The sequence below is a fragment of the Lysobacter sp. Soil_C_15 genome, from assembly GCF_057657315.1.
On the sequence record NZ_JBDGIR010000011.1, the window covers coordinates 1 to 17,711 of the forward strand.

Sequence of the window (17,711 nt, forward strand, 5' to 3'; positions counted from 1 at the left end):
TGTTCGGCCGCGACACGTTCGGCCTCCAGGCGCTCGGCTTCGGCTTGTTCCGCGGCCAGACGCTCGGCCTCGGCCTGTTCGGCCGCGACACGTTCGGCCTCCAGGCGCTCGGCTTCGGCTTGTTCCGCGGCCAGACGCTCGGCCTCGGCCTGCTCGGCCGCGACGCGTTCGGCTTCCACGCGCTCGGCTTCGGCCTGTTCCGCGGCCAGACGCTCGGCCTCGGCCTGCTCGGCGGCGACACGTTCGGCTTCCACGCGCTCGGCTTCGGCCCGTTCCGCGGCCAGGCGCTCGGCTTCCAGGCGCTGCGCTTCGGCGGCGGCGATGGAACTGCCGCCGACCAGGCCCAGGGCGCGGGCGGTGATCGGATCGAACTCGCCCGGCAGGCGGTCCAGGCCGATTTCCAGCGCGGAATCGTCCAGGTCCAGATCGATGCCGTTGGCGACCGACGGCTCGGCGTGCTCCGGCTCGTCCTGCTTCGTTTCCTGCGCCGGCGCGTCCTCGCCGAAGGCGCTGAGGTCGTGCACCGCGGTCAGTTCGGTCGACGCGTCGGCAACGGCGTCGTTGTCGATCGCCGCATCGATCTCGTCGTCGACGACGATCGGCGCGCGCGCATCCGGCAGGCTGTCGCGCAGCGCTTCGATGCGCTCGGGCAGGCCGACGAACAGCGGCACGTGCGGGGCCGGCGACTTCAGCGCCTGCACCGTCACCCGGATCGCCGCGGCGACCGCGCCCAGCGCGGCCACGCCTTCGGCGCTGGCCGACGCGCCGCTGGCGAGGAGGCGCTTGACGTAGGCTTCGGTCGGCGCGGTGACGTCGGTGATGACCGGCACTTCGGTCATCGCGAACGCGCCGTTCAAGGTATGGATCGAGCGCTGCAGCGCATCGCTGGCGCGCTGCGGCTGGGCCTGCGAGGCGTTGAGCCAGGCTTCGATGGTGACCAGGTGGCCGGCGACTTCGCCGTCCAGGATCTCCAGCAGCACCGGATCGACCGCGGCCGGCACGTAGGGACCGTCGACGATCGGCTTCGGCGGTTCGGCTTCGGCGACCGCCTCCGGCTCGGCCGGCTCCGCGACGGCGGACCGCGGCGGCTGGTAGAAGGCTTCCTCGCCGCTGGCGAGCAGATCGGCGTGCGCTTCCAGACCGGACACGTCGACGCTGAGCGGCGCTTCGTTGCGCAGCGCGGCGTAGAAGCCCGGCAGGGCGCGATGCGCGTGCTCGACCAGATCGATCACTTCCGGACTGGAGGCGCGACCGTGCTCGCGCACGCGGTTGAGCAGATTCTCGATCTTCCAGCTGAACTCGCCCAGGGTCTTGGCGCCGACCAGGCGGCCGCTGCCCTTGAGGGTGTGGAACACGCGCCGCACCGGCTGCACCCGCGCCAGGTCTTCCGGCGCTTCGCGCCAGGCCGGCAGCAGTTGGTCGAGGTTGCCGATCTCTTCCTCGAACTCTTCGAGGAAAATTTCGCGAACCTCGTCGTCGATGTCGTCGACCTGTTCGAAACCGCCGTAGACCGGGGTCGCCGCGAGCACGGGCTCGGCGGCGCCGGTTGCGACCGAACCCACGTCGATCGGTGCGGTCTCGACCGCAGCGGCTTCGACGGCAGGAGCTTCGACCGCAGGGGCTTCGGCGACCGAGGCTTCGGCGATCGGGGTTTCTGCGGCCGGAGTTCCGGCTACCGCTTGCGCAGCGGATTCGACGCTGGCGGCCTGCGCCACGACCTCGTCCCGGGCCGGGTCGGCATCGACGGCGGCGATCCCGGCCGCATCGAGGCTCGGCGCCGGATCGGCGGCAACGGCTTCGGTCCGGACGCTGTCTTGCGCCTCGGCGACCGGGTCCTGCGCGAGCGCGCCGGATGCGGCCGCAGCCGGCGTCGCCTCGACCGGCGCGATCGCCGCGGCTTCGACCCGGACCACGTCCGGCAGCGGCCAGTAACGCAGCGCTTCCAGGCTCTGGCGGGCGATGTCGAGGATGTCGTCGCGGTTCGGGCGCTGCTCGCGCAGCGCTTCGAGGTAGTACTCCAGGCTCGCCAGGGCATCGGCGAGAGTATCGAGCTGCTGGCCGCTGGGCACGCGGCGGCGGCCGATCAGTTCGACTTCGGTGTAGCGCTTGATCCCGGTCAGGTAATCGGCCGCCAGCGGCAGCTCGATCATGCGCAAGGCGCCGGCGACTTCGTCGAGCACGCGCGGCACTTCGTTGAGTTCTTCGTGATCCCACTTGGTCTCGACGAAGGCGACGAAGGCCTGGCGAGCGTCGCCGAAATTGGCGATGGCTTCGCGCGCGACCACGTCGAGCACCTTGCGCGCCTCGCCGGCGAGCAGGTCCTCGTCGCCGCGCTCGTCGGGCAGGCCCAGGCGGGTGACCTGGTCGTCCAGCGAGGCGTCGACGTACAACAGGGCGCCGGCGACATCGAGCAGGGTGCCTTCGTCGGCGGCGCGGCGTCCGTCGACGATCTCGCTCATCGCGTCGCGCTGCTGCAGCACGACGGTGCGGGCCATGCCCAGGCCCATCATGCCGAGGGTGTCGCTGACCCGGGCCAGGGCCTCGACCTGCGGCCGCAGCTCGCCCGGATCGGTCTGGTTGGTGCGCAGATGCAGGTCGAGCGCGTCCTTGACCCGCAGCAGGTCTTCCTTGATCGCCGCGGCGACGGTGTCGAGCAGGGCGCGGTTGCGGCCGCTGAGGCTGCCGCGGGCGTGTTCGAGCTCGGACTCGCTGGGCAGGTGCGCGGCGAGTTCGAAGGTCTGGCGCAGGTCGTCCAGGGCCGGATGGCGGCCGTCGCTATGGGCGACGTGGTACAGCAGCTGCCGGGTCGGTTCGGCCGCGGGCTCGCCGCGCGGTGCGCTGAAGCCGTCGTCGGACAGCAACTGGCGCGCTTCGCGCTCGACGCCGCCGAAGGCCTGGCGCAGGGCGCGGGTCGGTTCCAGCGCGCCGTCGCGCACGGCATGGGCCACCGACGAGGCGACCCACAGCATGCGCCGCACCGGCTCCAGCACCACGTCGGCGAGCAGGCCGTCGATGGCCGAAGCCAGTTGGTTCGGATGGGCCGGCGCGCCCTCTTCCGGCCAGGCGGCCAGGGCGTCGCGCAGCGCGGCCAGGTGCGGCGCGCTGGCATTGCGGCCGGCGGCGGCCGCGACCGGCAACGGCGGCGGCAGGTGCGCCGGCAGCGGCCGATCCAGGTTGGGGGCGAACAGCACGCTCTCGCTGAGGCCGGACTCGCCGCGGGTCGCGCGCAGTTCGTTCAACAGCGGCAGCAGCACGATCGGGATATCGCGGTGGCCGCCCTGCAGGCGTTCCAGGTAATCGGGCAGCAGCACCACGCCGCGCATCAGCGCCGCGCAGGCCTCGTCGCGGTCGGCGACCTGGCCCTGCTGCAGGGCGATCGCCAGCCGCTCCATTTCCTCGGCCACCATCGCCGGGGCGTACAACTCGACCATGCGCAAGGTGCCGTGCACCTGGTGCAGATGGTTCGCGCACACCCGCATGCGCGAGGCGTCGCCGGGTTCTTCGGCGAACGCTTCGATCTCCTGGCGCGCCTGGCGCAGGGTCTCGTCCAGCTCGGGCTTGATCCAGCCCAGCGTGGTGGTGTCGATCGCTTCGCGCAACGCGGTCATGCCCACACCCGCCCGTCAGCGGGGTTCTGCAGACCCGTCTCCTGGCTCGGCCAGCGATGTGTCGGAAGCTTCATCCTCGGTACAACCCTTCTTTTGATCCGTCTCGAACCGCAATGCCTGAGCCGTAGCGTCCGGCCCCGATCAGGCCGGCAGCTTGAAGTCGGCGACCGAACGGCGCAGGTCGGCCGCCAACTGCGCCAGGTTTCCGATCGACGCCGCCGTCTGGTTGGCGCCTTGCGAGGTCTGCGAGGTGATCTGCTGAATCGTGTTCATCGTCTGGGTGATGTTCGAGGCCGCGCTGGACTGCTGTTGCGCGGCGCTGGAAATGCCCTGAATGAGGTTCGACAAGTCCGACGACACCTTTTCGATCTCGCCCAGCGCGGTACCCGCGTCCTCGGCCAGTCGTGCGCCCGCGACCACTTCGGAGGTCGTCTGCTCCATCGAGCTGACAGCTTCGTTGGTGTCGGACTGAATTGTCTGGACCAGCGTCTCGATTCGCTTGGTTGCGTTGGACGCGCGTTCCGCGAGTCGCTGCACTTCGTCGGCCACGACCGCGAAGCCGCGGCCCGCTTCGCCGGCCGAGGCGGCCTGAATCGCCGCGTTGAGCGCCAGGATGTTGGTCTGTTCGGAAATGTCGTTGATCAGTTCGACGATCGAGCCGATTTCCTGCGAGCTTTCGCCCAGTCGCTTGATTCGCTTCGAGGTTTCCTGGATCTGGTCGCGGATCGAGTCCATGCCCTGGATCGTCTGCCGCACCACGCCCGCGCCCTTGGTCGCGATCTGCACCGAGCGCTGCGCCACGTCGGCCGACTCGGCCGAGTTCTTCGAGACCTGGTCGATCGAGGCGGCGATTTCGCTGATGCGGTCGGAGGCCGAGTTGATCTCCTGGGCCTGGTGTTCCGCCGCTTCGGCCAGGTGCATCGCGGTGGCCTGGGTCTCCTGGGCGCTGGACGCCACCTGCACCGAGGTGTCGGTGATCGTCTGCACCAGGCTGCGCAGTTGCTCGACGGCGAAGTTGATCGAGTCGGCGATCGCGCCGGTCATGTCTTCGGTGACCGTCGCTTTCACCGTCAGGTCGCCTTCCGCGAGCGAACCCATTTCGTCCAGCAGGCGCATGATCGCCTCCTGGTTGCGGTCGTTGAGTTCCTTGGTGGTCTGGTAGCGGCGCTGCTGGGCGTAGTTCAGCGAGAACAGCAAGCCGGCGATGGCGACCAGCGCGGCCAGACCGGACACGATCGACAGCCAGATGTTGCCGAAGAAGCTCTTGTCGCGCAGCGAGCCGAAGGCGGTGAAGGCGCTGAACAGCGTCTCGCTCTCGCCGAGCAGCTTTTCCGAACCGCCGGTGATCGATTCGGCCGCGGCCTGGGCCTGGAACAGCTCCTTCGAGCTGGCCGAGATGGCGTCCAGGTCCTTCTTCATTTCCAGCCACAGCGCCTCGGCCTGGCCCAGCGCGGCGAGCGCGCCGCCGTTGGACAGCGCGGTCACGCCGAACGAGGCGTCGCCCTTGCGCAGGCCGGTGAGGACGTTGCCGAACACGGTCGCGTCGCGGACCAGGGCTTCGCCGGCCATGCCGGCGCCGCTGCCGCCGGCGCGGATTTCGGTGATTCGGCGGGCCATGGTCGCCGACAGCACCACCTGGCGCAGGGCGATGTAGACCTGCGAGGACGGCGAGCCGGAGGCCGACATCGCCCGGACCAGTTCGTCCAGGCGCGCCTGCAGCTGCGGCACGCGGCTGGAGAAGCTGTCGGCGTTGCCGGCCAGGGCCAGCACCGCCTTCTCCGAGGCGATCACCTGGTCGGCGCTCTTGCCCATCGGCTCCCAGCCGTTGGTCACCGTCTCGATCGGGCCGGACACGCCGGCGGTGCTGCCGAAGTTGTCGTTGAGCTGCCGGATGTCGCTGTCGATGGCCGACTTGGTCTTCTTGAATTCGGTGAAGGCGTCCTTGTTGCCGCCGACCGCCTCGCGCCCCTGCACCGCGAGCTTCTGCGAGTTGACCTGCAGGCTCGACGCGGCCGAGCTGGCGCCGCCCAGGCGCGCCGCTTTCCAGGTCGCATAGCCTGTATTGAGACCGAACACCAGCACCGATATGCCCAGCACGATCAGCCAGGTATTGGCGCCCAGAAGGCGGCTCTTGCCGGCGTTGTCCATCACAGTGCTCATGGTTCGCGAACCTCGGTGTACTGGCTAATTACGGGCTGATTGGAGAGCGGCTTCAGGCCGCTGCTTGTCGGAATTCGGGCGTGCGGGCCAGCCGTTCGAGGCTGAAGATGCCCCACGGCTGATCGTCCAGGCGGTAGGCCCGGTCGATGAAATGGGCGTAGCGGCCGTCGGCGAGCCCCTGCTCGGCGACGTCCTCCAGGGAAACCTGCTGCTGGTCGTGGAAGCTGCGCTGGCCGAACAGTTCGTCGATCAGCACCGCGACGTCGCCGCCGGGCTGGCGCACCAGCAGCACGCGCTGGCTTTCGTGCAGCACCGTGCGCTCGCCCTCCAGGAACTGCTTGAGGTCGACGATCGGCAGCAGGCTGCCGCGCACGTTGGCCAGGCCCAGCATCCACGGCTGCGAACCGGGCACGTGGGTGAGCTGCGGCAGCGACAGGATTTCGACCACCTCGGAGAAGGTGGACGCCAGCCGCCGCGTGCCGATGCGGTAGCCGACGCCGCGCCACAGGCCGGGCGCATCGAGCTGTTCGGGCAGGCCGGGCACGTGCGCCAGGCTGCGGCGCTCGTAATCGGTCAGCACATCGAACGGCGGCTTGAACGTCATCGTCTCTGTTACCCGGCAAGTAGTGCGTTGATGCGTGCGATCAGCTCGTCTTCGCGCGGCGGTTTGACGATGTAGTCGCGGGCGCCCTGGCGCATGCCCCAGGCGCGGTCGGTCTCCATGCCCTTGGTGCTGACGATCAGGACCGGGATCGCGCTGGTCTGCGCGTCGCGGCTGAGCGCGCGCGTAGCCTGGAACCCGTTCATGCCCGGCAGCACCACGTCCATCATCACCAGGTCCGGCAACTCGCGCTTGCACGCCTCGATGCCGTCCTCTGCGCTTCCTGCGGTTGAAACCTCATGCCCGTTGCGCTTGAGCAACTGGGTCAGGACCGCCGTATCCGTCGGCGAATCCTCGATAAGCAGGATGCGTGCCATGCTGTGCCCTACCCCCCGGTCAGGCGTGTACGTGCTTGCGAATCGCGTCGAGGAGCTCCTCGCGCGTGAATGGCTTGGTCAGGTATTGCTCGGAACCGACGATCCGGCCCCGGGCCTTGTCGAACAGGCCGTCTTTGGACGACAGCATGATGACCGGCGTGCCCTTGAACAATTGGTTGTTCTTGATGAGCGCGCACGTCTGATAACCGTCCAGACGCGGCATCATGATATCCACGAAAATGATTTGCGGCTGCTGATCGGCGATCTTGGCCAACGCTTCGAATCCGTCGATGGCCGTGACCACCTCGCATCCTTCGCGTTTCAACAGCGTCTCGGCGGTTCGACGGATGGTCTTGGAATCGTCGATCACCATGACCCTGAGACCATCGAGGCTGCCGCTACGAACCTCGTCGAGCATTCTTTGTATCCCCCATTGCGAACGCCTTGTTTTCCCCAGGCGCCGCGAAGCCGTCTTTATTCCAAGCCGCACGCAGGCTGTCAAGCGCGCATTCCGTGCCTGGAAAGCTGAATACGCGGCGTTTTCGTGACCGGTTAAGGCCGGACCCCAGTCCCCTGCGCGCCGCCCGCTACCGATCCAGCCGCTTCCGTCGGCCAGCGTATCGTCGTCGGGTCGCATGGCGCGGTGGCCTGATCGCCGCGTGTCGAAAATGGACGCAGCGCGACCGTTTCCGACCCCAACATCATGACAGATACCGGCGACCTCCCTGCTACCATCGCCGTCAATCTTTCAGGATTTCGTTCCCATGCCGTTGGACATCGTCGTCGTGATGGACCCGATCGGGTCGATCAAGATCGCCAAGGACTCGACATTCGCCATGCTACTGGAAGCGCAGCGCCGCGGACATCGTCTGTGGTATGTCCAGCCGGGCGGTTTGAGTCTGCACGGCGGGCATGCGATGGCCAAAGTGGCGGCTTTGCAGGTGCGCGACGAGGCCGACGGCTGGTACAAATTGGGATCGTGGTCACATATTGAGCTGGATGGCCGGCACATCGTGCTGATGCGCAAGGACCCGCCGGTCGACGCCGAGTACCTGCACGACACCCAGATCCTCAGCATCGCCCAGCGCGCCGGCACCTTCGTGGTCAACGATCCGCAGGGCCTGCGCGACTACAACGAGAAGCTGGCGGCGCTGCTGTTCCCGCAGTGCTGCGCGGCGACCCTGGTCACCCGCAGCGCGGCCGAGCTGAAGGAATTCCTGGCCTTCCACCAGCAGGCGGTGCTCAAGCCGCTGGACGGCATGGGCGGGCGTTCGATCTTCCGGCTCAGCGCCGGCGAGCCGAACGTCAACGTGATCCTGGAGACCCTGACCGAGGGCGGCCGCCACCTGACCATGGCGCAGAAGTATCTGCCGGAGATCAGCGACGGCGACAAGCGCATCCTGCTGGTCGACGGGGTGCCGGTCGACTACGCCCTGGCGCGGATTCCGCAGGGCGACGAGTTCCGCGGCAACCTCGCCGCCGGCGGCCGCGGCGAAGGTCGGCCGCTGAGCGAGCGCGACCGCTGGATCGCGGCCCAGGTCGGCCCGGAGATGAAGCGGCGCGGCATGCTGTTCGTCGGCCTGGACGTGATCGGCGACTACATGACCGAGCTCAACGTCACCTCGCCGACCTGCATCCGCGAGCTCGACGCCCAGTTCGGCCTCAACATCGCCGGCCTGTTGTTCGACGCGATCGAATCGCGCGTGGCCGCCGCCCGCGCCGCATGAGCGCCGCCGCCCCTACGCTTCCCGGCACCGGCCTGGGCGAGCCGCAACGCTTCGGCGCGACCATGGTCCTGTCGGTGCTGGTCCACGGCATCCTGCTGCTCGGGGTCGGCTACACCCTGGAGCAGGCCGCGCCGGTGGTGCCGACCCTGGACGTGATCCTGACCCAGACCCAGACCGCGCTGACCCCCAAGCAGGCCGATTTCCTGGCCCAGGCCAACAACCAGGGCGGCGGCGAGCACGACAAGAGCACCCGCCCGCGCGACAACCAGTCCGGCCCGGCGCCGCAGGCCGAGGCCGGGGTGGCGCAGATGGCGCTGCGCGCGCAGTCGCCGAGCGCGCAGCCGCAGCCGGTGGCGCGGGTGGTCAGCAGCACCCGCGGCGAAACCGTCGCTCCGCGCGACCGCAACACCCCGACCCCGGCCGAACGGCCGCTGCCGCCGGGCGAGCGCAAGATCGAGCACGACATCGAGATGGCGCGCCTGGCCGCCGAGATCCACATGCGTTCGGAACGCTACGCCAAGCGGCCGACGCGCAAGTTCGTCTCCGCCAGCACCACCGAGTACGCCTGGGCCGGCTACCTGCGCGAGTGGGTCGACCGGGTCGAACGGGTCGGCAACCTCAACTACCCCGACGAAGCCCGCCGCCGCCGCCTCGCCGGCCAGGTGGTGATCAGCGTCGCGGTGCGCCGCAACGGCAGCGTCGAGCGCGCCGACATCATCCGCAGCAGCGGCATCGCCCTGCTCGACGCCTCGGCCCTGCGCATCGCCCGCCTGGCCGAGCCCTACCCGCCCCTGCCCAAGACCGAAGAAGACCCGGACATCCTGCACGTGACCCGCACCTGGAATTTCCTGCCGGCGGGGGCGCTGGTCGACGAGTGATCGCGTTGCGGCCACCTCGCGCTCACGGCCGGCTCAACTCGATCTCGAACCACATCGTCTCGGCCAGGCCGGCGCCGGCGTCGGACGCCACCCGCCGCCACGATTGGCCGACGAAACCGAGGCGATAGACCACCGGATCGGTCGCCACCGCCGGTTCGGCGCAACGCCAGCCGTAGCGCTGGGCGACGACGCAGGCCTGGCGGACCTGGGCGGTGTCGCGCAGGGCCAGCCACACCGCGCGATCGACCGCGGGGCGCGCGCCGACCATGCCGGTCTGCCGTCCCGCCGCATGCTTGACCGCCGCAATCCAGTCCGCGCGCGTTTCGCGCACCAGAAAGGCATCGACCTGGATCGCGTCGACCGCGCCGCCGCTGTCGGCGACCGCCCGCAGGCCGGCGTCCAGCGCTTCGGCGAAGGCGTCCGCGCCGACCGGCGCGCCGATCGGCCGGCCGTCGATGCGCAGGCCCTGCGCGCGCCTCAATTTCAGCACCCAGCGTTCGCCGAGCCGCTGGCGCTGGTGAACCAGCCCGCTCCAGTTCGTCCCGGACGCGGTCGCGACCGTCATGACCCGCGCCGGTGGCACCTCGGCCCGCGCCGCGAACCCGGGCTGCGCCGCGACTGCCGCCAACAACAGCATCCAATGCCTGGCTTGCATGGTCCGCTCCGAGTTCGCGTTCCGGTTTCGCGTTCTGACTTCATGCCCCCGCTCGCGCCCTCATCGGCGGCGCGCCGGACCGCACCGCCATCGACGGCATGCCCGGACGGCCTACTTCGCCTTCAGCGCCGCACCCGGATGGCGTTCGACTTGCGGCCACGGAATCACCGACCACTCCGGATACTCGCAAGCGCGCGCGACGCGGGCGAAGTACGGCCCGACATACAGCCCTTCCGGTCGCAGATGCCAGATCGGCAGGTTCCAGACCTGGGTGTCGCGGTAATCGCAACCCTCGTCCGGCTTCGCCGGCGCGGCCATGTCCTGCGGCCGCAGCTGGCCCAGGGTGGCGACGATCCACGGCGCCAGGGTGTGGTCGCGGTAGTCGCGCAAGCGCTGGTACTCGGGGTCGTCGTAGTCGCGGCGCTCGGCCTCGGCGGCCGGCGGCCGGCCCTGGCCGAGCCAGAGCACGTCCTGCAGGGTCAGCTCGCGCCCGTCGCGCACGTCCAGGTTGAGCGGCGAATCGCCGAAATCCGGGTGCGCGCCGCCGCAGTAGTAGCTGCTCATCAGGCTGACGCTGAGGAAGCGGCGGTCGAGCAGGCGCGGGGTCACGCTCTGTTCGAAATCGCTGTTCTCGGCCGAACGGCATTGCAGCGCGTCGAGCGCCGAACGCCACAGGCGCTGGCGCAGGATCCGGTTCAAGCGCGAACGGGTGGCCTGGTCGTAGCCGGACTCGACCGTGAACAAGTCCATGCCGCTGCGCGGCTCGCGCCACCATTGCAGGCGATGACCCTGGAAGTCCTCGCTGCGTCCCGGCTGCAGGCTCAGCTCGCTCAGGCGCAAGGCATCGTAGGCGCCGGCCTGGGCGCCGGCGCGATCGTAGCGCTCGCCGTTCTTGCCGGCGCGCAGCGCGGCCAGGTCGACCCGTTGCAGGCGCACCGGCAGGCTGCGCTGGCCAGCCCGCCACTGGCCCTCCAGCGCATCGCCGCGCTCGCGCAGTTCCCAGCGCTCGGTAATGCGGTCGTCGCGGTCGCGCACCTGCAGGTGCACGCCGCTGCCGTCGCGCACGCCCCGCAATTCCAAGTCGCGCAGATGCTTGCGGTAGAAGTACTGGCCATCGAGCGTGTGCTCGCCGCTCAACTCGACCACCACCGGCAGCTTGCCGACCTCGCCCTGCCAGACTTCGGCGCGGCTTTCGGCCCGGCCCCAGGCCGGCGCGGCGCAGGCGATCAGCGCCATCGTCCAAACGGTGCTGCGCGACATGTTCGTTCTCCTTCCTGGGCGGCGCGGCCTCACCCGCCGCGACTGCGCAACGCCGCCTGCTCGGCGATGGTCAGGGCGACGTGGTTGCGCAGGTAGGCCGGCTCGACCTTTTCCGGCGCGATCGCTTCGCCGCGCGCGTAGGCGGCGGCGGCGAGCCGGGCCAGGTCGGCGGCGTGCGGCAGGGCCTGCGCGTCGATCGCGGCGAAACGCGGCGCCAGGCGCTGGGCCAGCGCGCCGTCGGCAGCGGCGAAACCGGTGCCGACGCCGAGCCAATCCGGGTCGTCGCCGGGCACGAGCGCCTGCTCCGGCGCGCAGACGCGCTCGCCGTCGAGCGCGACCGCCTCGCCGCCGCGCAGCTCGAACGCGCCGGTATAGACCTCGCCCATGCGCGCGTCGATCGCCGCATAGACCCGCCGCGGCGCGCCCTCGCCCGCCGCGGCCGGCGCACGCAGGGCCAGGGTGGCCAGGGTCGACACCGGCAGCAGCGGCCGGTCCAGCGCCAGGGCGATGCCCTGGGCGACGGCGATCGCCAGGCGCACGCCGGTGAACGCGCCGGGGCCGCGGCCGAGCGCGATCGCATCGAGTTCGCTGCGGGCGATGCCGGCCTCGGCCAGCAAGGCCTCGGCCCAGGGCAGGGACAGTTCGGCATGGCGGCGCGGCGCCAGCTCGAAGCGTTCGCGCACCTCGCCGTCCAGCCACAGGGCGACCGAACAGGCTTCGGTGGAGGTTTCGAAGGCCAGAAGTTTCATCGGCGGATTATCGCCCGAGCGGCGTCGCGGCGGGGCGAGGCCGCCACGGCCGGCTCAATACCCCGGCGCCGGCTGCCACAGCTCCAGCAGCCCGCCTTCCGGATCCAGCGCATAGCCGAACTTGCCCTGCTCGGACTCCTCGTAGCGCTCCAGCACCGTGCAGCCTTCCTCGCGCAGCGCCTGCAGGGTGCCCGCCAGGTCGTCGACCCGCAGATTGAGCATGTAGGGCTTGTCGCTGGGCTGGAAGTACGCGCTGTCCTCGCCGAACGGCGCCCACACGGTGCAAGCGTCCTGGCCGCTGCCGGCGCGCTGCCAGCGGAACAGGGCGCCGCCCCAGGGCTGCACGTCCAGGTCCAGGTGGCGCCGGTACCAGTCCGCCAGCGCGGCCGGATCGCGCGCCTTGAAGAACACCCCGCCCAATCCGTGCACGCGCGGCTTGCGCGCCGTCGCTTCCTGCTCGCTCATGGCCCGTCTCCCAGGTTGGTCGCGACCGCCTTCAGCGGTAGTAATAGTCCTCGCCGTCCGGCGCGGACGAAACCGATTCTAGGGCCAGCGGGCGGCCGGCGAAGAAATCGGCCACGTCCTCGATCCGGCGGCTACGCGGCAACGGCGGCAGCGAGTCGAGGAAGGTCTTGCCGTAGGTCTTGGTGGTCAGGCGCGGGTCGCACAGCACCAGCACGCCGCGGTCGGTCTCGCTGCGGATCAGCCGGCCGGCGCCCTGCTTGAGCGCGATCACCGCCTGCGGCAGCTGCTCGTCGCGGAACGGGTTGCCGCCGCTGCGGCGGATCGCTTCCAGGCGCGCCTCGAATACCGGATCGTCGGGCGCGGCGAACGGCAGCTTGTCGATCACCACCACGCTGAGCGCCTCGCCGGCGACGTCGACGCCCTCGCGGAAGCTGGCCGCGCCGAGCAGGACGCCGTTGCCGGAGGCGCGGAAGCGTTCCAGCAGCACGTGCCGCGGCGCCTCGCCCTGGACGAACAGCGGCCAGGGGCCGTCGCGCAACAGCTCGGCGGTTTCGCGCAGGGCGCGGTGCGAGGCGAACAGGACGAAGGCGCGGCCGCCGGACGCTTCCAGCACCGGCCGGATCCGGTCGACCATGCTGTCGTTGTAGTGCCGCACCGTCGGGTCGGGCAGGCCCGGCGGCAGGTACAGCAAGGCCTGGTTCTGCCAATCGAACGGACTCGGCGCCAGCAGGGTGCGCGGCTGGTCCAGGCCGAGCTTGCGCGCGTAATGCTGGAACTGGCCGCCGACCGCGAGCGTGGCCGAGGTGAACACCCAGGCCGCGCGCGAGCGTTCGCGGTGCTCGGCCAACGGCCCGGACACGTCCAGCGGGGTGCGGCTGAGGCGGAAGCCGCGCGCGGTCAGCTCGTACCAGCGCACGCTGCCGCCGCCGCGCGGGCGTTCGCGCTTGCCGCCGGCGCCGGGTTCGGTCTCGCCAGGGTCGTCGTCGCCGGCGGCCGCAACCTGGCTCGGCGCACGCTGCGCTGCGCGCGCCGGCGCATCGCCCTCGCCTGCGGCCTCGTCGGCAGCCGGCGCATCCGCGCCCTCGGCCACCGCCGGCAGCGCCGGCGGAAAACCGCGCCAACGCCGCAACCGCGCGGAGAAGTCGCGCGCCCGCGCGTGGCAGCTTTCGAAGCCGGGGGCCGAAGCGCGCAACGGTTCCAGCGCTTCCTCCAAGGTCAGCAGCGCCGCCTGCAGGCCGTCGAAAGCCTCCTCCACCGCCGGCAGTTCGGCGGCGCGGCGCCGGGTCGCGCGCACCGGCAATTCGTCCATCGCCGCGCGCAAGGCGCGCACCGACTGCTCCAGTTCGCGCGCCGGCGCCTGCATCGCGGCCAGCGTGCCCGGCACCTGCTTGCATTCGGCCAGCGCGTCGCGCGCCAGTTCGACCAGGGGCCGGGCGCTGATCGCCTCGCCGAAAAACTGCCCGGCCAGTTCGGGCAACTGGTGCGCCTCGTCGACCACGAACGCCTGCGCCCCGGGCAGGATTTCGCCGAAACCTTCCTGCTTCAGCGCCAGGTCGGCCAGCAGCAGATGGTGGTTGACCACCACCAGATCGGCGGCCTGGGCGCGCTGGCGCGCCTGCACCACGAAACAGTCGGCGTACATCGGGCACTCGCTGCCCAGGCAGTTCTCCGCGGTCGAGGTGACCATCGGCAGCAGCGGCGAGTCCTCGGCCAAGGCCTCCAGTTCGGCCAGGTCGCCCGAACGGGTGCGGCCGGACCAGGCGACGATGCGCTGGAACTGCGCCGCGTATTCGCGGCTGGAAAAGCGCGGCTCGCCCTTGGCCTGCTCGGTGCGGTAGCGGCACAGGTAGTTGGCCCGGCCCTTGAGCAGCGCGGTCTTGAGCCCGGTGCCGAGCGCATCGCGCACCCGCGGCAGGTCGCGATGGTAGAGCTGGTCCTGCAGCGCGCGGGTGCCGGTGGAGACGATGGTCTTGAGCCCGGACAACAACGCCGGCACCAGGTAGGCGAAGGTCTTGCCGGTGCCGGTGCCGGCCTCGGCGAGCAGGGTCGAACGCGCTTCGAAGGCGTCGGCGATCGCGACCGACAGGTCCTGCTGCGCCGCTCGCGGGGCGAAGGCGGCGAGCTTGCTCGCCAGGTCGCCGCCTTCGCTCAGCGCGGCACGACTGGCTACGCCAAGGCGGCTGGTTTCCATAGACGAAAGATCAGTAGCGTGGAGGCGCGGCGACCGTGCACGCGTCGATGCGGGCCTGGGCCTGCTTGCCGGCCTGGGTCAGTTGGGTGCGTTGCGGCAGCAGCGCATCGTAATGCTCCTGGCGCTGGGCCAGCTTCATCGCCGCGTTGACGCCGTCGAGCTTGCCCTGCCGGGCGCGGGCGATCGTCGCCCAATGGCGCCGGCACAGCGGCCCGACCTGCGAGCCGCCGTCGAACGCCTGCTGGGCGTAGCGCTCGGCGTCGTCGAGCCGGTGCAGCAGCAAGGCGGCCTCGGCGCGTTCCTGCAGCAGCGCCGGGTCGCTGGGGTTGAGCTGCAGCGCCTGATCGAGAGCGGCCGCGGCTTCGGGGTACTTGCGCGCGCGCTCCAACTGCGCCGCCTGCTGGCGCAGGTCCTCGACCTGGGCGTCGCGGATCGGCTGCACGTCGAGTTCGCGCGCGGCGGCGCCGCCGGCGGCGCGCACCGCGGCGACGGCCGCTTCGCCGTTGAAACCGGCTTCGGCCAGCGCGCCGGGCTGCGGCGGCGCGACCGAACAGGCTGCGGCCAGCGCGCTCAGCGCGACCAGCGCCGCGCCGCGGGGGACGGCGCGCAAAAGGTTACGGCTCATGACTTACTGCTCCGGGGGCGGGGAATCCGACGGCGCCGGTTGCGCGGGTTCGTCCTTGTCCCGGCCGAGGCCGAACCATTCGCGCCAGCCGCCGCCGGACTCTTCGCCGCCTTCCGGCTGCGGCGCCGGGCACGGCGCGTACTCGGGGGCGTAGCCGGTCACGAACGGGAAGCGGCGCGCGCCGGCGCAGCTGGCGTCGGTGACGTGGGTGCCGATCACCGACTGCCAGTCCAGGCCCTTGTCGGTGACCTTCAACGGCGCGCTCGGCAGGCGGGCGAAGATCGACGACCACACCCGCATCGCGCCGGTGGCGCCGTACAGGCCGGTGGTCTGGTTCTGGTCGTTGCCGACCCAGATCACCGCCAGGTGATCGCCGGTCCAGCCGGCGAACCAGCTGTCGCGGCCGTCGTTGCTGGTGCCGGTCTTGCCGGCCGGCGCCAGCCGGCCGAGGCCGTCGCCGATCAGCTGGCGGCCGGTGCCGTTGCTGACCGCCTGCTGCAGGGCGATGGTGATCAGGCGCGCGGCGATCGCGTCGCCTTCCTGCGCCGGCGCCGGTTCCTTGTCGTAGCGCTTGACCGCCTTGCCGCTGGCGTCGAGCACGCCGCGCACCGCGTGCAGCGGCTGGATCTCGCCGCCGGACGCCAGGAACTGGTACAGCTGCGCCATCGCGTACGGGCTCTGGTCGACCGCACCCAGGATCAGCGACGGATTGTTCGGCGCCTCGATCCCGGCCAGGGTCTTGATCAGGTCGGCGATCCGCTCCGGCGCGACCTGCATGCCGATCCGCACCGTGGCCTGGTTGTAGGACATGGCCAGCGCATCGACCATCCGCACCATGCCGTGGCTGCGGCCGTCGGAATTGCCGGGGTTCCAGTTGCGGCCGCGGCCGAGCTTGACCGTCACCGGCGAGTCGTCGACCCACGAGGCCAGGTTGAACTGGCCCGGCTGGGCCAGCGCCAACAGGTACACGAACGGCTTGAGCAGCGAACCGACCGGGCGCTGCGCCTCGACCGCGCGGTTGAAGCCGTGCTGGGTGAACTCGCGGCTGCCGACCACCGCGACCACTTCGCCGTTGTGCACGTCGGTGACCACCAGGCCGGCCTGCAGCGGCGGACGGCGCTTGCTGTCCAGGCGCTTGAGCGTGCGCGCCACCGCGCCCTCGGCCTGGGCCTGCGCCGACGGCGCCATGCCGCTCATCACGCTGAGGCCGGCGCCGGCCAGCGCGTCGGCCGGATAGTCGCGGGCCAACTGGCGGCGGACCAGGTCGACGTAGGCCGGGAAGCGGTTGGCGGCGATGTTGCCGGGGTTCTGGCTGATGCCGAGCGGGGTCTTGAGCGCGCGCTGATATTCCTTGTCGTCGATCAGCTGGGTTTCGTGCATTTCGCCGAGGACGAAATTGCGCCGTTCCAGCGCGCGCTCGGGATTGCGCCGCGGATCGTAGTACGAGGGGCCGCGGACGATGCCGATCAACAGCGCGATCTGCTCGGTGTTGAGATCGCGCAGGTCGCGGCCGAACCAGAACTCCGAGGCCGCGGCGACGCCGTGGATCGCCTGCGAACCGCGCTGGCCGAGATAGACCTGGTTGAAATACGCCTCCAGGATGGTGCGCTTGTCGTAGCGCGCCTCGATCAGCAGGGCGTAGATGATTTCCTTGCCCTTGCGGGTCAGGGTCTGCTCCTGGCCGATGCCGAGCAGGCCGCTGCGCGCCAGCTGCTGGGTCAGGGTGCTGGCGCCTTGTTTGGCGCGGCCGGCGGCGACGTTCTTGAACGCCGCACGCGCCATGCCGCTGAGATCGATGCCGAGGTGGTGGTTGAAGTCGCGGTCTTCCACCGCCTGCAGGCCGGTGACCAGCAACTCGGGCACTTCCTCGATCCGCACCAGCCGGCGTTCTTCCTGCTTCTGCCCGTACAGGGTCGCGATCCGCGCCGGATCCAGGCGCGCCACCCGCAGCGCCTTGCGCGTGGTCAGGTCGCGCAGCGCGGCGACCCGGCCGCCGGACACGGTGACTTCGATCCGGCGCGGCGCGACCTTGCCGTCGACGTCGTTGAAGCCGCGGCTGGCGATGGTGAAACGGCCGCCGTCGCGGGCATAGGTGCCCGGGCGGGCGCCGCCGTCTTCGCGGTAGGACGCGGCGTCCAGTTCGGTCTTCAGCGTGGCCGCGTCCAGGGCCAGGCCCGGCGCCAGTTCCAGCGGGCGCGCATACACCCGGGTCGGGATCTGCCAGCGCAGCTGGCCGAAACGCTGCCCGACTTCATGATTGAGGTAGAGCGTGTACGGAATCAGGAACCCCAGGCCCAGACCGGCGGCGGCCAGGCCCCAGGTCACCAGCCGGCGACGCCAGGTCGGCGCGTGGCCGTCGTCGCTGTCGTCGTCGTGCTGGTCTTCGTCGTAATCGATGCGGGCCACGGGCTTACC

Annotated in this window: 14 protein-coding genes; 2 read left to right on the forward strand and 12 right to left on the reverse strand. The window is 70.7% G+C overall.

The features are described 5' to 3' along the window. The 5 genes from AC3A57_RS20335 to pilG all read right to left on the reverse strand — a co-directional run. Nucleotides 1–3,608: Hpt domain-containing protein (locus AC3A57_RS20335; RefSeq protein ID WP_487580563.1), on the reverse strand; the 3,608-nt coding region annotated here is incomplete at its 3' end. 141 nt (nt 3,609–3,749) lie between these two features. Continuing rightward, the gene (locus tag AC3A57_RS20340; protein WP_487580564.1) at nt 3,750–5,768 is read right to left on the reverse strand and encodes a methyl-accepting chemotaxis protein; all 2,019 of its coding nucleotides are present in this window, start codon (nt 5,766–5,768) and stop codon (nt 3,750–3,752) included. A 52-nt stretch (nt 5,769–5,820) separates the two neighbouring features. Beyond that, nucleotides 5,821–6,372: a chemotaxis protein CheW gene (locus AC3A57_RS20345; RefSeq protein WP_487580565.1), complete on the reverse strand. Its 552-nt coding sequence runs from the start codon at nt 6,370–6,372 to the stop codon at nt 5,821–5,823. Nucleotides 6,373–6,380: 8 nt separating this feature from the next. After that, the gene (locus tag AC3A57_RS20350) at nt 6,381–6,746 is read right to left on the reverse strand and encodes a response regulator transcription factor (protein WP_064747629.1); all 366 of its coding nucleotides are present in this window, start codon (nt 6,744–6,746) and stop codon (nt 6,381–6,383) included. Nucleotides 6,747–6,765: 19 nt separating this feature from the next. Continuing rightward, entirely contained in the window at nt 6,766–7,164 is a 399-nt protein-coding gene (gene pilG / locus AC3A57_RS20355; RefSeq protein ID WP_031372856.1) for a twitching motility response regulator PilG, read from the reverse strand. Nucleotides 7,165–7,510: 346 nt separating this feature from the next. Here pilG and gshB point away from each other — a divergent pair, with 346 nt between their 5' ends. Both gshB and AC3A57_RS20365 read left to right on the forward strand, forming a co-directional pair. Further along, the gene (gene gshB / locus AC3A57_RS20360) at nt 7,511–8,473 is read left to right on the forward strand and encodes a glutathione synthase (RefSeq protein ID WP_487580566.1); all 963 of its coding nucleotides are present in this window, start codon (nt 7,511–7,513) and stop codon (nt 8,471–8,473) included. After that, nucleotides 8,470–9,351 carry an energy transducer TonB gene (locus tag AC3A57_RS20365; RefSeq protein WP_487580567.1) on the forward strand — a complete coding sequence of 294 codons (882 nt, stop codon included), beginning with the start codon at nt 8,470–8,472 and terminating at the stop codon, nt 9,349–9,351. Before gshB ends, AC3A57_RS20365 begins: the two co-directional genes overlap by 4 nt. Nucleotides 9,352–9,373: 22 nt before the next feature. Here the strand turns inward: AC3A57_RS20365 and AC3A57_RS20370 are convergent, their stop codons facing one another. The 7 genes from AC3A57_RS20370 to mrcB form a co-directional block, all read right to left on the reverse strand. Then, a complete protein-coding gene (locus tag AC3A57_RS20370) occupies nt 9,374–10,006 on the reverse strand; it encodes a hypothetical protein (RefSeq protein ID WP_487580568.1) in 633 nt (210 codons plus the stop codon). A 111-nt stretch (nt 10,007–10,117) separates the two neighbouring features. Then, nucleotides 10,118–11,266 carry a hypothetical protein gene (locus tag AC3A57_RS20375; protein ID WP_487580569.1) on the reverse strand — a complete coding sequence of 383 codons (1,149 nt, stop codon included), beginning with the start codon at nt 11,264–11,266 and terminating at the stop codon, nt 10,118–10,120. Between the two features lie 29 nt (nt 11,267–11,295). Then, nucleotides 11,296–12,015: a tRNA (adenosine(37)-N6)-threonylcarbamoyltransferase complex dimerization subunit type 1 TsaB gene (tsaB, locus tag AC3A57_RS20380; protein WP_487580570.1), complete on the reverse strand. Its 720-nt coding sequence runs from the start codon at nt 12,013–12,015 to the stop codon at nt 11,296–11,298. A gap of 54 nt (nt 12,016–12,069) precedes the next feature. Continuing rightward, entirely contained in the window at nt 12,070–12,480 is a 411-nt protein-coding gene (locus AC3A57_RS20385) for a VOC family protein (RefSeq protein WP_487580571.1), read from the reverse strand. 31 nt (nt 12,481–12,511) lie between these two features. Continuing rightward, nucleotides 12,512–14,671, reverse strand: a complete 2,160-nt coding sequence (gene yoaA / locus AC3A57_RS20390) for a DNA repair helicase YoaA (RefSeq protein WP_487580572.1) — start codon at nt 14,669–14,671, stop codon at nt 12,512–12,514. A 10-nt stretch (nt 14,672–14,681) separates the two neighbouring features. Then, nucleotides 14,682–15,296: a hypothetical protein gene (locus AC3A57_RS20395; protein WP_487580573.1), complete on the reverse strand. Its 615-nt coding sequence runs from the start codon at nt 15,294–15,296 to the stop codon at nt 14,682–14,684. Between the two features lie 3 nt (nt 15,297–15,299). Beyond that, entirely contained in the window at nt 15,300–17,702 is a 2,403-nt protein-coding gene (mrcB, locus tag AC3A57_RS20400; protein WP_487580574.1) for a penicillin-binding protein 1B, read from the reverse strand. Nucleotides 17,703–17,711: the final 9 nt, after the last annotated feature.

Bases quoted from the DNA above. Each gene is read 5' to 3' on its own strand.
- AC3A57_RS20385 (WP_487580571.1), bottom strand. From the start codon at position 12,480: ATGAGCGAGCAGGAAGCGACGGCGCGCAAGCCGCGCGTGCACGGATTG.
- yoaA (WP_487580572.1), bottom strand. From the start codon at position 14,671: ATGGAAACCAGCCGCCTTGGCGTAGCCAGTCGTGCCGCGCTGAGCGAA.
- tsaB (WP_487580570.1), bottom strand. From the start codon at position 12,015: ATGAAACTTCTGGCCTTCGAAACCTCCACCGAAGCCTGTTCGGTCGCC.
- AC3A57_RS20370 (WP_487580568.1), bottom strand. From the start codon at position 10,006: ATGCAAGCCAGGCATTGGATGCTGTTGTTGGCGGCAGTCGCGGCGCAG.
- AC3A57_RS20395 (WP_487580573.1), bottom strand. From the start codon at position 15,296: ATGAGCCGTAACCTTTTGCGCGCCGTCCCCCGCGGCGCGGCGCTGGTC.
- AC3A57_RS20375 (WP_487580569.1), bottom strand. From the start codon at position 11,266: ATGTCGCGCAGCACCGTTTGGACGATGGCGCTGATCGCCTGCGCCGCG.
- pilG (WP_031372856.1), bottom strand. From the start codon at position 7,164: ATGCTCGACGAGGTTCGTAGCGGCAGCCTCGATGGTCTCAGGGTCATG.
- AC3A57_RS20345 (WP_487580565.1), bottom strand. From the start codon at position 6,372: ATGACGTTCAAGCCGCCGTTCGATGTGCTGACCGATTACGAGCGCCGC.
- AC3A57_RS20365 (WP_487580567.1), top strand. From the start codon at position 8,470: ATGAGCGCCGCCGCCCCTACGCTTCCCGGCACCGGCCTGGGCGAGCCG.
- AC3A57_RS20340 (WP_487580564.1), bottom strand. From the start codon at position 5,768: ATGAGCACTGTGATGGACAACGCCGGCAAGAGCCGCCTTCTGGGCGCC.
- AC3A57_RS20350 (WP_064747629.1), bottom strand. From the start codon at position 6,746: ATGGCACGCATCCTGCTTATCGAGGATTCGCCGACGGATACGGCGGTC.
- gshB (WP_487580566.1), top strand. From the start codon at position 7,511: ATGCCGTTGGACATCGTCGTCGTGATGGACCCGATCGGGTCGATCAAG.